A 14,674-nucleotide genomic window follows, 5' to 3' on the forward strand; every position below is an offset into this window, starting at 1 on the left:
CGCCTCCTCAGCCGGGCAGGGTGTCCGGGGCGGTGTCGGGCAGGTGCTCGGGGCTCGTGTGGGCCGAGCCCCAGGTGCGGCGCCGGACGTAGAGCATGATCGCACCGACGACCGCGATCAGCCCGGTGACGATCACCGCGCCCCACTGGAAGTACCAGTGGTCGGAGCCGTAGACCTCCGCGCGCGGCCAGATCAGGTTGATCGTCATGGCCCCGCCGTAGAGCACCGCGACCAGGTTCACCGGCGTGCCCCAGCGGCCCAGCCTGAAGTACGGGCCGTGCTCCGGCCGCGGCCAGTGCCCGCGCAGCCGGCGTACCAGCATCGGGCCGGTGACCATCAGGTACGGGATGTAGAACAGGATGATCGCCGTCGAGGTCAGGATGAAGAACGCCCGCTGGTTGCCGAGGTTGATCAGCAGCACGACGACGGTGAGGCCGCCGGTGAGCAGTGCGGGCAGTACCGGGGTCTTCGACCGCGGCGACACCTTCGCCAGCGCGCGGCTGAACGGCAGGCGGCCGTCGCGGGCCATCGCCCACGTCATCCGGATCGCCGCGGTCTGCACGGCGAGGCAGCAGACGGTGATGGCGATCGCCGAGCAGATCAGGAACGCGTCGCCGAGCCCCTCGCCGAGGGTGCTCTTCAGCAGGTACGGCATGCCGGACGTGCTGAGCTCCTTGGCGCGCAGGTCGCCGACGGCCATCATGCCGAACAGCATGATCAGCCCGCCCACCACGAAGGCCGCGGTGAGCGCCCGCAGGATCGCGCGGGGCGCGTGCCGCCGCGGCTGGGTGGTCTCCTCGGCCAGCGAACCCGCGGTGTCGAAGCCGTAGAACACGTACGCGCTCATCAGCGACGCCACCAGGAACGCCCCGAGGTACCCGAACGACTGGCCCTCGCCGGTGCCCGCGGTGTCGAAGACCAGGCCTGGGCCGCGCTTGATGTGGATGGCCAGCGCGATCACCAGCAGGATGCTCGCGCCGAGCTCGACCGCGACCCCGAAGTTGTTGATCTTCGCCATCAGCTTGACGCCGATGATGTTGACGATCGTGGCGAACACCACCAGCACCAAGGCGAGGATGATGGCGTTCTGCGCGCCACCGGGCGTCGACGTCAGGCCGGCGTCGTCGGCGCTGCCGACGATCTGGAACGCGGTCGACACCTGCGGCAGGATGATCTGGTAGGCGACCGCGACGGCCGCCGCGGTGACGATCGCGCCGATGATCATGATCCAGCCGGCCAGCCACGACGTCGCCGGCTTGGCGATCTGCTTGGCCCACTGGTAGACCGAGCCGGCCAGCGGGAACTGCCCGGCGAGCTCGGCGAAGCACAGGGCGACGGCGAGCTGGCCGAGGAAGACCAGCGGCCACGTCCAGATGAAGGCCGGGCCCCCCGACCCGAAGCCGAAGAAGAAGAGCTGGAACACGCCGGTGAGGATGGAGATGTAGCTGAAGCCGGCGGCGAAGCTGGAGAACGATCCGAGCGAGCGCTCGAGTTCCTGGCGGTAGCCGAACTTTTCGAGTTCGGAGGAGTCGTCGGCGGCAGGCCCCCCGCCCGCCGGTATTTCCTGAGTGGTCATGGCATGCGTCCTCACGTGGTGGGGGAGGGAGGTTTCAGCCCTTGAACCAGTGCTGCGGAACGGGATCGATGTTCTGGTAGATGTGCTTGCTCTCCTGGTACTCCGCCAGCCCGGACGGTCCGAGCTCGCGGCCGATGCCCGATCTGCCGAACCCGCCCCACTCCGCCTGCGGCAGGTAGGGGTGGTAGTCGTTGATCCACACGGTGCCGTGGCGCAGGGCCCCGGCGACCCGCTGGGCGCGGGACGCGTCCGACGTCCACACGGCTCCGGCGAGCCCGTACTCGGTGTCGTTGGCCAGCGCGATCGCGTCGGCCTCTTCGCGGAAGCGTTCCACGGTGACGACCGGGCCGAAGACCTCTTCCCGGACGACCGCCATGTCCCTCGTGCAGTCCGAGAAAACGGTCGGCCGCAGGAAGAAACCGCCGTCGTACTCCGGTCCTTCGGGCCGCTTGCCGCCCGCACGGAGAACCGCGCCGTCCTGGAGAGCGCTTTCGACGTAGCTCTCGACCTTGGCGCGGTGCTGCGCCGAAACGAGCGGGCCCGTCTCGGTCTCCGGGTCCAGGCCGTTCCCGACGCGGATGCGGTCGGCACGCGCGGCGAGATCCGCGACGAACCGGTCGTGGATGCCCTCCTGGACGATCAGCCGGGCCCCCGCCGAACACACCTGTCCGGAGTGGACGAACGCCGCCATCAGAGCGTAGTCGAGCGCGGTCTCGTAGTCGGCGTCGTCGAACACGACGTTCGGGTTCTTGCCGCCGAGTTCGAGGGCGACCCGGCGGACGCCCCTGGCGGCGGCCGCCATGATCTTCTCGCCGGTCGCGTAGCCACCGGTGAACGAGACGAGGTCGACGCCCGGGTGCTCGACCATCGCCGCGCCGACGCGGCCGTCGCCGAGCAGCAGGTTGACCACCCCGGGCGGTGTCCCGGCCTCCTCCAGGAGGGTGACCAGCTTGATCGTGGTCAGCGGGGTGACTTCGCTGGGCTTGAGGACCACGGTGTTGCCCGCGGCGAGGGCGGGCGCGACCTTCCAGGACATCTGCAGCAGCGGGTAGTTCCACGGCGCGATGAGCGCGCAGACGCCGACCGGTTCGTGCACGATCCGGCTGACGACGGTCGCGCTGCCCGCGTCGACCAGGCGGCCGGCGTCCTTGTCGGCGAGGTCGGCGTAGTAGCGGAAGACGTTCGTGACGTCGTCGATGTCGATGCGGCCTTCGCCGAGCGTCTTGCCGGTGTCGAGGCTCTCCGTGCGGGCGAGTTCCTCGCGGTCGCGGACCAGCAGGTCGGCCGTCCGGCGCAGCAGCGCGCTGCGTTCGCCGGCGGTCGTCCGCCGCCACGGACCCGCGTCGAACGCCTTCCGCGCAGCTTCGACCGCGGCGTCGACCTCCTCGTGGGCCGCCTCGGCGAGGGTGGCGATGACCTGGCCGGTGGCGGGGTTGAGCACATCGAACATGCGGCCCTTCCCGGAGCGGTAGTGGCTGCTTCGCGTCCAGAGTGCGTACATTTGTACGCGAAGTGTGTACAGATGTCCACAAGGAGGCTCGGTGGCGAACAGCGAACCCGGCGCGACGCGGCGCCGCGGTCCGAACGATCCCGAGCGCCGCGCGCGGATCGCCAAGGCGGCGATCGAGGTCGTGGCGCAGCGGGGGATCGACGGGGTCACGCACCGCTCGGTGGCGGCCGCGGCCGGCGTCCCGCTCGGCTCGACGACCTACCACTTCGCGACCCTGGACGACCTGCTGGAAGTGGCGCTGCACGAGGCGGCCGAGCGGAACGTCCACGCCCTGAAGGAGTGGGAGTCGGCGCTGCCGCCGGACGCCGACTTCGCCGCGGCGCTCGCCGAACTGGTGATGGGCTACATCAACGAGCAGTACCGGGACACGGTCGTCGAGTACGACCTGTACGTCGCCGCCCTGCACCGGCCGGCGCTGCGCAAGGCGAGTGCCGCCTGGGACGACGCCCTGATCGCGTTCTTCGGCTCCCGCACCGACCCGCTCACCGGCCGGTTGCTCGCGGGGTTGTTCTGCGGCCTCCTGATGCAGGCCGCGCTGGCCGACCCGCGTCCCACCCGCGAGGAGATCGAAACACTGTTCCGCCGGGCGATCGAGGGACCGTCGGCCCGAACTTGTTGACAGCCGTGCGTGGCGGCAGTCACTCTGTTCCGGAGTGAGCAACAAGACGCGTTCTGCGCAACTCCCGTTCTGATCCGCGGAGAGGACCACGCCGGTGACCACAACCGATCTGCCGCCGAGCCTGCTCGCCACCTTGCCCGGCAGCGCCTACACCGATCCGGCGATCTTCGCGGCCGAGCAGGCGAAGATCTTCGAGGCCGACTGGTTCTGCGCCGTGCGCAGCGCCGACCTCGCCGGGCCGGGGGCGTTCGAGACGGTGCAGATCGGCAAGGAGAGCGTGCTGGTCTCGCGCGGCCGGGACGGCAAGCTGACCGCGTTCCTCAACGTCTGCCGCCACCGCGGCGCCCGCCTGTGCACCGGCGAAAGCGGCACGGTGAAGCGCGCCTTCCAGTGCCCGTACCACGCCTGGACGTACGGGCTCGACGGCAAGCTGATCGCCGCCCCGAACCTCACCGGCATGCCGGACGTCGACCGCACCGAGTTCGGCCTGACGAAGCTCCACCTGCGCGAGTGGCTCGGGTACGCCTGGGTCTGCCTGGCCGACGAGCCGCCGTCGTTCGAAGAGACCGTGGTCGGCGCCGTCACCGAACGCCTCGGCGGCCCGGCGCAGATCGACGCCTACGGCATCGACGGCCTGGCGCTGGGCAAGCGCGTCGAGTACGACGTGCGGGCGAACTGGAAGCAGATCATCGAGAACTTCATGGAGTGCTACCACTGCGCGACGATCCACCCGGAGCTCACCGAAGTCCTCCCGGAGTTCGCCGGCGGCTACGCCGCGCAGTACTACGTCGGCCACGGTGCCGAATTCGGCAGTGGCATCAAGGGCTTCACCGTCGACGGCAGTGAAGGCGTCGACCGCCTGCCCGGCGTCACCGAGGCCCAGGACCGGAAGTACTACGCGATCACCATCAAACCGGGTGTCTTCGTCAACCTCGTGCCGGACCACGTGATCCTGCACCGGATGTTCCCGCTGGCCCCGGACCGCACGCTGGTGCGCTGCGACTGGCTCTACCTGCCCGAAGTCGTCGGGTCCGGACGCGACCTGAGCCGCTCGGTGGAGCTGTTCCACCGCGTCAACCTGCAGGACTTCGAAGCCTGCGAACGCTGCCAGCTGGCGATGGACTCGCGCTCGTACGCCCGGGGCGGCGTGCTGGTGCCGAGCGAGCACCACATCGGCGCCTTCCACGACTGGGTCCGCGCCCGCTTGGCGGGCTCGGCCGAGCAGTTCCCGCCCCACCCGCAGGAGGCCCGATGATCCGCACACCCGGCGCGGACCTGCCGGAACACCCGGACTTCCTCTGGGACAACCCCGAGCCGAAGCCGGCCTACGACGTCATCGTCGTCGGGGGCGGCGGGCACGGCCTGGCCACCGCGTACTACCTGGCCAAACAGGGCATCCGCGGAGTCGCCGTGCTGGAGAAGGGCTGGCTCGCCGGCGGCAACATGGCCCGCAACACGACGATCATCCGCTCCAACTACCTCTGGGACGAGAGTTCCGGCATCTACGAACACTCCCTCAAGCTGTGGGAAGGCCTCGAAGACGACCTCGGCTACCCGATCCTGTTCAGCCAGCGCGGGGTGCTGAACCTCGCGCACAGCCTGCAGGACGTCCGCGACAGCATCCGCCGCGTCGAGGCCAACAAGCTCAACGGCATCGACGCCGAGTGGGTGGACGCCGACGGCGTCAAGGAGATCTGCCCGATCGTCAACACCTCGCCGGACGTCCGCTACCCGGTGCTCGGCGCGACCTTCCAGCCGCGCGCGGGCATCGCGAAGCACGACTACGTGGCCTGGGGTTTCGCTCGCGCCGCGCACCGGATGGGCGTCGACCTCATCCAGAACTGCGAGGTCACCGGCATCACGACCCGCGGTGGCCGGGTCACCGGCGTCGAGACCTCCCGGGGCCGGATCGCCGCGGGCAAGGTGGCGTTGTGCGCGGCCGGGCACACGTCCGTGCTGGCGAAGATGGTCGGCCTCGACCTGCCGCTGACGTCGCACCCACTGCAGGCGCTGGTGTCCGAGCTGCTGGAGCCGGTCCACCCGACCGTCGTCATGTCGAACGCCGTGCACGTCTACGTTTCCCAGGCGCACAAGGGCGAGCTCGTGATGGGCGCGGGCATCGACAGCTACCACGGCTACGGCCAGCGCGGCTCGTTCCACATCATCGAGCAGCAGATGGCCGCCGCGCTGGAACTGTTCCCGGTCTTCGCGCGGGCGCACCTGCTGCGGACCTGGGCGGGGATCGTCGACGTCAGCCCGGACGCCTCGCCGGTCATCGGCCTCACGCCGGTGGAGAACCTCTTCCTCAACTGCGGCTGGGGCACCGGCGGCTTCAAGGCCACCCCCGGCGTCGGGGACGTCTTCGCCGCGACCATCGCGCGCGGGAAGCCGCACGAGTACGCCGAGCCCTTCGCCCTCGACCGGTTCACCACCGGTGCCCTCGTCGACGAGCACGGCGCCGCCGCCGTGGCCCACTAGGAGCACTTCCATGCAGCTGATCCCCTGCCCGTGGTGCGGGCCGCGCGAGGAAACCGAGTTCCACTACGGCGGCCAGGCGCACCTCGCCTACCCGCCGGATCCCTCGGCGCTGTCGGACGAGGAGTGGGCGAAGTTCGTCTTCTTCCGCGACAACCCGAGCGGGCCCCATCCCGAGCGCTGGAGCCACTCCGCGGGCTGCCGCCGGTGGTTCAACGCCGTCCGCGACACCCGCACCCACGACCTCCTGGCGGTCTACCGCCTCGACGAGCCTCGGCCGGTGCGCTCGTGACCCGGCTGTCCGGCGTCCCGCTCAAGTTCACCTTCGACGGCCGCGAGCTGACCGGTTTCCTCGGCGACACCCTGGCTTCCGCGTTGCTGGCCAACGGCATCCACCAGGTCGCGACCAGCATCACCCACGGTCGGCCGCGCGGCATCATGGGTGCCGGCGTCGAGGACCCGAACGCCCTGGTGCAGATCGAAGCGCCGTTCCCGGAGCCGATGCTGTCCGCGACCACCGTCGAGCTGTACGACGGCCTGGTGGCGCGCGGCCTGCGGGGCCGGGGCCGGCTCGCCGCCGAGCCCGACCCGGCACGGTACGACGCCAAGCACGCCCACTGCGACGTCCTGGTCATCGGCGCCGGGCCCGCGGGCCGCGCGGCCGCCGCCGCTGCTTCCGGCCGGGTGTTCCTCGTCGACGAGCAGCCCGACGGCGAAGCTCCGGAGGGTGTCCGGTTCCTCCCGCGCACCACGGCGTTCGGCGTCTACGACGACGGGTTCGTGCTCGCCCTGGAGCGCCGGGGCGAGCCCGCGGCCCCCGAACGGGTCTCGCGGCAGCGGGTCTGGCGGATCCGGGCGAGGCGGATCGTCATCGCGACGGGCGCCCACGAGCGGCCGATCGTGTTCCCGGACAACGACCGCCCCGGCATCATGCTCGCTTCGGCCGCGCGCACCTACCTGAACCGCTACGGCGTCCTCGCCGGGCAGCGCGTGGTCGTGTTCACCACCAACGACTCCGCGTACGACGCCGCCGCCGAACTGGCCGGAGCCGGGGCCGGGATCGTGCGGATCGTCGACGCTCGCGAGGGCTACGGCGTCGTCGGCACCGACGGCGACACCCACGTCACCGCCGCCCACGTGGCGAAACTGGGCGAGCTGCGAGGGGAGCGGGTGCCCTGCGACCTGCTGCTCGTGTCCGGCGGCTGGAACCCGGCCGTGCACCTGTACAGCCAGGCCCGCGGCACCCTCCGGTACGCGCCGGAACTCGGGGCGTACGTCCCCGCCGGGGACCTGCCGAACGTCACCGTGGTGGGCGCGGCGGCGGGGGACGGACTGCCCGAGACGAAGGTGCTCTGGCAGGTTCCCGCCCCTGAGTCCGAAGTAGACACCCGGTTCGTGGACCTGCAGCGCGACGCGACCGTGTCGGACGTCCTGCGCGCCACCGGCGCCGGGCTGACCTCGCTGGAGCACGTCAAGCGGTACACGACCATCGGCACCGCGCACGACCAGGGCAAGACGTCCGGCATGCTCGCCGCCGGCATCACGGCCGAAGCCCTCGGCGTCGACCTCGCCGACCGCCGGCCGACGACGTTCCGGCCGCCGTACACGCCGGTCTCCTTCGCCGCGCTGGCCGGGCGGAACCGCGGTGAGCTGCACGATCCCGTGCGCGTCACCACGATCCACCCGTGGCACGTCGAGCACGGCGCCGCGTTCGAGAACGTCGGCCAGTGGAAGCGGCCGTGGTACTACCCGCGGCCGGGCGAGTCGATGGCGGACGCCGTCCGGCGCGAATGCCGCGCGGCCCGCAACGACGTCGCCGTGCTGGACGGGTCCACCTTGGGCAAGATCGACGTGCAGGGCCCGGACGCCGGCTGGTTCCTCGACATGCTCTACACGAACCTGATGAGCACCCTCAAGGTCGGCCGGATCCGCTACGGCGTGATGTGCGGGGTCGACGGCATGGTGATCGACGACGGCACGGTCATCCGCGTCGGTGAGGAGCGGTTCCTCGTCACGACGACGACCGGCAACGCGGCGAAGATCCTCGAGTGGATGGAGGAGTGGCTGCAGACGGAGTGGCCGCACCGGGAAGTCTTCGCCACGTCGGTCACCGAACACTGGGCCACCATTCCGCTGGTCGGCCCGCGCTCCCGGGAAGTCCTCGGCCGCCTGGCGCCGGATCTCGACGTCTCGAACGACGCCTTCGGGTTCATGACCTGGCAGGACGCCGAGGTGGCCGGAATCCCGGCGCGCGTCTGCCGGATCAGCTTCTCCGGTGAGCTGGCGTACGAGATCAACGTCCGGTCCTGGGACGGCCCCGCGCTCTGGCAGTCCCTGGTGGACCAGGGCGCCACGCCGTACGGCACCGAGACCATGCACGTGCTGCGGGCCGAGAAGGGCTACCCGATCATCGGCCAGGACACCGACGGCACGGTCACCCCGCAGGACCTCGGCATGTCCTGGCTGGTGTCGAAGAAGAAGGCCGACTTCATCGGCAAGCGCTCCTTCGCCCGCGCCGAGAACAACCGCCCCGACCGCAAGCACTTCGTCGGCCTGCTGCCGGTCGATCCGTCGGTGCTGCTGCCGGAAGGGTCCCAGATCATCGAGTCGGAGACGGTACCCGAACCGCCGGTGCGGATGCTCGGCCACGTCACCTCCAGCTACGACAGCGCGGCCCTCGGCCGCACCTTCGCGCTCGCCTTGGTGCGCTCGGGGCGCGAGCGGATCGGCGAGACGCTGTACGTGCCGGTCGGTGCTCAGGTCGTGCCGGTGACCGTGACCGAATCCGTGCTCTTCGACAAGGAAGGAGCCCGCCGTGACGGTTGAGGCGGTCGACGAACCGTTCCGCACCCAGCTCACCGTCCGCCTCCGGCGAGGCGGCACGCTCCTCGGCGTCGAGCTGCCCGGCCCGTGCCGCTTCACCGGCGGCAACGGCGTCGACCTCCTCTGGCTGGGGCCCGACGAGTACCTCGTCCTCGCCGGACCCGGCCGCCAAGCCGAGCTGGAAGGGGCACTTTCGCGTGAAGGTGCCCTCGCCGTGGTGGACGTGTCGGCGCAGCGGAACGTCTTCCGGCTGACCGGCTCGCACGCGGCCGACGTGCTGGCGCACGGCTGCTCGATCGACCTGGAAACGGCGCCGCCGGGCACCTGCGTGCAGACGTTGCTGGCGCGCACCGGGATCGTGCTCATGGTCCGGGAAGACGGCTTCACCATCCTCGTACGACAGTCCTTTTGGGACTACTTCCGGGCGTGGCTCGCCGACGCGAGCCTGGAGTACGTGTCGTGACCTTCACCCTGACCCTCAAGTGCCCCGAACGCGCGGGCATCGTGCACGCCGTCACGACGTTCCTGGTCGGCCAGGGCTGCGACATCGTCGAGCACCAGCAGTTCGACGACGACGTCCGCGGCTCGCTGTTCCTGCGCACCTCGTTCACCTGCACCGAAGAGACCACCGTGGACGATCTGACCCGCGCGTTCGCCCCGGTGGCCGGGGACTTCGGCATGGAGTTCGGGTTCTCCGACGGCACCCCGCCGCGGATCCTCGTGCTGGTGTCGAAGTTCGGGCACTGCCTCAACGACCTGCTGTTCCGCTGGCGCGCGGGCGGTCTCGGAGCCGAGATCGCGGTGGTCGTGTCGAACCACGAGGACCTGCGGCCGATGGCCGAGGCGGCCGGCGTCCCGTTCGTGCACGTCCCGGTCACGCCCGGAACCAAACCGGAAGCCGAGCAGCGGCTGCTGGACCTGGTCGGGGAGTACGAAGTGGACCTCGTCGTGCTCGCCCGGTACATGCAGGTGCTGTCGAACGAGCTGTGCCAGAAGCTCGAGGGCCGCGCGATCAACATCCACCACTCGTTCCTGCCCGGCTTCAAGGGCGCCAAGCCCTACCACCAGGCCTACGACCGCGGCGTCAAGTACGTCGGCGCGACCGCGCACTACGTCACGCCCGACCTCGACGAAGGCCCGATCATCGAGCAGGAGGTCCAGCGCGTCGACCACACGTACTCGCCGCGCGAGCTGGTGACCGTCGGCCGCGACGCCGAAGCGCTGGCCCTCTCCCGCGCGGTCCGCTGGCACTGCGAACGCCGCGTCCTGCTCAACGGCAACAGCACTGTCGTGTTCCGGTAGAAGGAGTTCCGCCATGAGTGCACCGAAGGTCGTGATCGTCGGCGCCGGCATCGTCGGCGCGAACCTCGCCGACGAGCTGACCACCCGCGGCTGGACCGACGTCACCGTGCTCGACCGCGGCCCGCTGCCGCGCACCGGCGGGTCCACTTCGCACGCGCCCGGCCTGGTGTTCCAGACCAACGCGGCCAAGGCCATGACGGACTTCGCCCGCTACACGGTCGAAAAGCTCGTGGCGCTGGACTGCTTCCTCCAGGTCGGCGGCATGGAGGTCGCGACCACCCCGGCCCGCTGGGAGGACCTCAAGCGCAAGCACGGCTGGGCGACGTCGTGGGGCGTGCCGGGTTCGCTCATCGACGCCGACGAGTGCGTCCGCCGGTGGCCGCTCCTGGACGGCTCGCGGATCCTCGGTGCGCTGCACGTCCCGACCGACGGGCTCGCGCGGGCCGCCAAGGCCGTCGAAGTGCTGGCCGCGCGAGCGGGTTCGCGCGGGGCCCGGTTCCTCGGCACCACCCGCGTCACCGAAGTGCTCTCCGAAGGCGGGCGCGTCACCGGCGTCCGGACCGACCAGGGCGACTTCCCGGCCGACGTCGTCGTGTCGTGCGCCGGGTTCTGGGGCCGCGAAATCGGGGCGATGGTGGGCATGGACGTCCCGCTGCTGCCGCTCGCCCACCAGTACGCGAAGACCGGGCAGCTCGCGGAACTCGCCGGGCGCAACACCGAAGGCGCCGAGGCGAGCCTGCCGATCCTGCGGCACCAGGACCAGGACCTGTACTTCCGCGAGCACGTCGACCGGCTCGGCATCGGCTCCTACGCCCACCGCCCCATGCCGGTCGACGAGTCCACGTTGGACCCGTCGGTCACCGGAACCACGATGCCGTCGATGCTGCCCTTCACCGAGGACGACTTCGCGCCGTCGTGGGAAGAAAGCCGGCTGCTGCTGCCCGCACTGCGCCGGAGCAAGGTCGAGGAGGGCTTCAACGGCATCTTCTCCTTCACGCCGGACGGTCAGTCGCTGGTCGGCGAGTCGGCCGACGTCCGCGGGTTCTGGCTGGCCGAGGCGATCTGGGTGACGCACTCCGCGGGCATCGCCAAGGCGGTCGCCGAGCTGCTCGTCGACGGGCATTCCGAAGTGGACACCCACGACATCGACGTCCACCGGTTCGAGGAGGTCCAGCTCGCACCGTCCTACGTGGACGAGACGGCGCAGCAGAACTTCGTCGAGGTCTACGACATCCTGCACCCGCTGCAGCCCAAGCTGTCCCCGCGCGACCTGCGGGTGACGCCGTTCCACGCGCGGCAGCGCGAGCTGGGCGCGGTGTTCCTGGAGGCGGGTGGCTGGGAGCGGCCGCACTGGTTCGAGGCCAACGCGCCGCTGCTCGAGAAGCTGCCGCAGGACGCGCTCCCGCCGGAGCGGGACCCGTGGTCGGCGCGGTTCCACTCGCCCGTCGCGGCCGCCGAGGCGTGGCACACGCGCAACGGCGTCGCGCTGTATGACATGACACCGTTGAAACGCGTGGAGATCAGCGGACCGGGATCGCTGGCGTTCCTGCAGTCGCTGACCACCAACCAGCTCGACAAGCCGGTCGGCTCGGTGACGTACACGCTGATGCTCGACAACGCCGGCGGCATCCGCAGTGACGTCACGGTGGCGCGGCTCGAGCCCGAGGTCTTCCAGGTCGGGATCAACGGCAACATCGACGTCGACCACTTCGTCAAGCACGCGCCTGCGGGGGTGCAGGTCCGGGACACCACGGGCGGGACCTGCTGCGTCGGCGTGTGGGGGCCGCTGGCGCGGGATCTCGTGCAGCCGCTCTCGCGCGAGGACTTTTCGCACGCCGGTCTGAAGTACTTCCGGGCGCGGAAGGCACGGATCGCCGGGGTGCCGGTGGTCGCGCTGCGGCTGTCCTACGTGGGCGAACTCGGCTGGGAGATCTACACGAGCGCGGACAACGGACTGCGGCTGTGGGACGCGCTGTGGGCGGCCGGGCAGCCCCTCGGCGTCATCGCGGCCGGGCGGGCGGCGTTCAACAGCCTGCGGCTGGAGAAGGGTTACCGGCTTTGGGGCACCGACATGACCACCGAGCACGACCCGTACGAGGCCGGCGTCGACTTCGCGGTGCGGCCGGCCAAGGGCGAGTTCCTGGGCCGTGACGCGCTCGAGGGCCGGACACCGTCGCGCCGGTTGCGGTGCCTGACGGTCGACGACGGCCGCACGGTCGTGCTGGGCAAGGAACCGGTGTTCGTCGACGGTGTGCCTTCGGGTTACGTCACGAGTGCGGCGTACGGGTACACCGTCGGCCGGCCGATCGCCTACGCGTGGCTCCCGGCGTCGGCGGACATCGGCAGCAGCGTGGAGATCGAGTACTTCGGCCGCCGGGTCGCGGCCACCGTGGCCGCCGAGCCGCTGGTCGACCCGGGCATGGACCGGATCCGGCGGTGAGCGCGCCCGGCTGATCCCGAAGCGGCGGCGTAACACCGGTCACGTCGGGTCACGCCCGGCTCTCGGGCGGGTAATCCACAGCAAGTCCATGGCGGTGCACCAGGAAATTCTCAGGAACGGGGCGTTTGCTGGTACGAGCCGGAGGCTTGTCGAGAGCTGGAGCTGTGCATGAGCGAGTACGACCGAGGACGCGGCGGCGAGTACCCGTACGGCTACGGCCAGGGCGGGTACCCGCCCGAGTACTACGGCGAGAACGGCTACCCGCAGGACCCCTACCAGCCCCGTGACCAGTGGGGCCGCCCGTACCCGCCGCAGCACCCCCAGCCGCCGGGCTTCTACGGCCAGGAGGGGCCGCCCTACGGCTACGGCTACCCGCCCCCGGTTCCGCCGCCGCCGCGGCGGCACCCGCTGCGGGCCCTGACCGTCGCCGTCGTCGCGATCGCGCTGGCCGTGGTCGCCGGGCTCGGGATCGGCCGCCTGATCTCCGGGGTGAGTGCCCCCACCGCGGGCGGCAACCAGAACTTCGGCTTCTCCGGCCAGCCCGGCGCGGCGAAGACGGTGCTCGACGTCGACGCCGTGTCGGCCAAGGTCGACCCGGCGATCGTCAACATCAACTCCGAGCTCGGCCTGCAGGGCGCGGCCGCGGCGGGCACCGGCATCGTGCTCACCGCCGACGGCGAGGTGCTGACCAACAACCACGTCGTCGCCGGCGCGACCAGCATCAAGGTGACGAGCATCGGCACCGGCGACACCTACCAGGCGGACGTGCTCGGCTACGACCGCACCGAGGACGTCGCCGTCATCCGGCTGCGGGGCGCGTCCGGGCTGCCGACCGCCGCCATCGGCGACTCGGACTCGGTGAAGGTCGGTGACCAGATCCTGGGTCTGGGCAACGCGGGCGGCAAGGGCGGCGACCCCGTGCCCGCACCGGGCACGGTGACGGCGCTGGACCAGTCGATCACCGCGTCGGACGAGTCCAGCGGGTCGTCCGAGCAGCTCACCGGGCTGATCCAGGTCCGGGCGAACATCGAATCGGGCGACTCCGGCGGCCCGCTCGTGAACGCGGACGCCCAGGTCATCGGCGTCGACACCGCGGCGTCGACGGGCTACCAGCTGAACGGGCGCCGCAGCGGCGGTGCGGGCCAGGGCTTCGCCATCCCGATCAATCAGGCGGTCGACATCGCCCACAAGATCGTCGCCGGCCAGGCGTCCGACAGGATCCACATCGGCAAGACGGCGTTCATCGGCGTTTCGGTCTCGGACGGCCAGGGCGGGGCGAGGGTCCGCGAGGTGGTCCAGCGCGGCCCGGCCCAGAAGGCCGGCCTGGCGGCGGGTGACGTGATCACGGCCATCGACGGCAAGCCGACCGCCTCGGCGACGGCGTTGACGAACGTGATGGACACCCACCACCCGGGCGACCAGCTGACGTTGACGGTGGCCGGCGCCGACGGTGGTCAGCAGCAGATCCAGGTGAAGGCGGCCGAAGGGCCGACGGGCTAGCGGAGGGTCTCCGCGAGCACCTCGCGGTGCGTCTTCTTCGCCGCGAGGTACTTCTCCCGGCCGGCCTCGGTGATCGTGACGAAGATGCCGCGCCGGTCCACCTCGCACAGCGCGCGCTCCACGAAGCCCTCCTTCTCCAGGCGGGCGACCAGGCGGGAGGTCGCGCTCTGGCTCAGGTGGATGGTGCTGATCAGGTCGGCCGAGCGGCACTTGAAGTCGCAGGTGGCGAGGCGCTCGAGGGCCTCGAACTCGTTCGCGCCGATGCCGTGGCGCTCCTGCAGGCGGCACTCCAGCGTGCTGAACACAGCCGAGTAGCGGGCCAGCAGCTCGTGCCACTCCCGGACCAGACCCTGCTCAACAGCGACGTCGCTCACGGCGACCAACTTAGCATGCGCGCACATCAGATGCAAACGCATTTAATGCTTGGAC

At 70.8% G+C, this 14,674-nt stretch carries 12 protein-coding genes; 9 read left to right on the forward strand and 3 right to left on the reverse strand.

The features are described from left to right. Window positions 1-7 precede the first annotated feature (7 nt). Window positions 8-1,576, reverse strand: a complete 1,569-nt coding sequence (locus ACLJOU_RS16575; RefSeq protein WP_410568217.1) for an amino acid permease — start codon at window positions 1,574-1,576, stop codon at window positions 8-10. A gap of 34 nt (window positions 1,577-1,610) precedes the next feature. Further along, entirely contained in the window at window positions 1,611-3,077 is a 1,467-nt protein-coding gene (locus ACLJOU_RS16580; protein WP_410568219.1) for an aldehyde dehydrogenase family protein, read from the reverse strand. A gap of 40 nt (window positions 3,078-3,117) precedes the next feature. Between ACLJOU_RS16580 and ACLJOU_RS16585 the strand changes: the two genes are divergently transcribed. From ACLJOU_RS16585 to ACLJOU_RS16625, 9 genes are all read left to right on the forward strand, one after another. Further along, window positions 3,118-3,705 (forward strand): TetR/AcrR family transcriptional regulator, encoded by a 588-nt coding sequence (locus tag ACLJOU_RS16585; RefSeq protein WP_410568221.1) that lies wholly within the window; start codon window positions 3,118-3,120, stop codon window positions 3,703-3,705. A gap of 94 nt (window positions 3,706-3,799) precedes the next feature. Continuing rightward, window positions 3,800-4,960, forward strand: a complete 1,161-nt coding sequence (locus tag ACLJOU_RS16590; protein WP_410568223.1) for an aromatic ring-hydroxylating oxygenase subunit alpha — start codon at window positions 3,800-3,802, stop codon at window positions 4,958-4,960. Then, complete coding sequence (locus ACLJOU_RS16595; RefSeq protein WP_410568225.1) at window positions 4,957-6,183, forward strand: sarcosine oxidase subunit beta family protein; 1,227 nt, start codon at window positions 4,957-4,959, stop codon at window positions 6,181-6,183. The genes ACLJOU_RS16590 and ACLJOU_RS16595 overlap by 4 nt, the downstream gene beginning before the upstream one ends. 10 nt (window positions 6,184-6,193) lie before the next feature. Further along, on the forward strand, window positions 6,194-6,472 hold the full coding sequence (locus tag ACLJOU_RS16600; protein ID WP_410568227.1) for a sarcosine oxidase subunit delta: 279 nt from the start codon (window positions 6,194-6,196) through the stop codon (window positions 6,470-6,472). Next, on the forward strand, window positions 6,469-9,006 hold the full coding sequence (locus tag ACLJOU_RS16605) for a 2Fe-2S iron-sulfur cluster-binding protein (protein ID WP_410568229.1): 2,538 nt from the start codon (window positions 6,469-6,471) through the stop codon (window positions 9,004-9,006). Before ACLJOU_RS16600 ends, ACLJOU_RS16605 begins: the two co-directional genes overlap by 4 nt. Next, window positions 8,996-9,466 (forward strand): sarcosine oxidase subunit gamma, encoded by a 471-nt coding sequence (locus ACLJOU_RS16610; protein ID WP_410568231.1) that lies wholly within the window; start codon window positions 8,996-8,998, stop codon window positions 9,464-9,466. The genes ACLJOU_RS16605 and ACLJOU_RS16610 overlap by 11 nt, the downstream gene beginning before the upstream one ends. Continuing rightward, window positions 9,463-10,305: a formyltetrahydrofolate deformylase gene (gene purU / locus ACLJOU_RS16615; protein ID WP_410568233.1), complete on the forward strand. Its 843-nt coding sequence runs from the start codon at window positions 9,463-9,465 to the stop codon at window positions 10,303-10,305. Before ACLJOU_RS16610 ends, purU begins: the two co-directional genes overlap by 4 nt. Window positions 10,306-10,318: 13 nt before the next feature. Next, on the forward strand, window positions 10,319-12,745 hold the full coding sequence (locus tag ACLJOU_RS16620) for a GcvT family protein (RefSeq protein WP_410568234.1): 2,427 nt from the start codon (window positions 10,319-10,321) through the stop codon (window positions 12,743-12,745). Between the two features lie 168 nt (window positions 12,746-12,913). Beyond that, window positions 12,914-14,245 (forward strand): S1C family serine protease, encoded by a 1,332-nt coding sequence (locus ACLJOU_RS16625; protein ID WP_410568235.1) that lies wholly within the window; start codon window positions 12,914-12,916, stop codon window positions 14,243-14,245. On the opposite strand, the gene ACLJOU_RS16630 is transcribed toward ACLJOU_RS16625, so the two are convergent. Beyond that, a complete protein-coding gene (locus ACLJOU_RS16630; protein WP_410568237.1) occupies window positions 14,242-14,619 on the reverse strand; it encodes a MarR family winged helix-turn-helix transcriptional regulator in 378 nt (125 codons plus the stop codon). The genes ACLJOU_RS16625 and ACLJOU_RS16630 overlap by 4 nt on opposite strands. Window positions 14,620-14,674 lie beyond the last annotated feature (55 nt).

It is taken from the genome of Amycolatopsis sp. cmx-4-61, from assembly GCF_046548775.1.
GTDB lineage: Bacteria > Actinomycetota > Actinomycetes > Mycobacteriales > Pseudonocardiaceae > Amycolatopsis.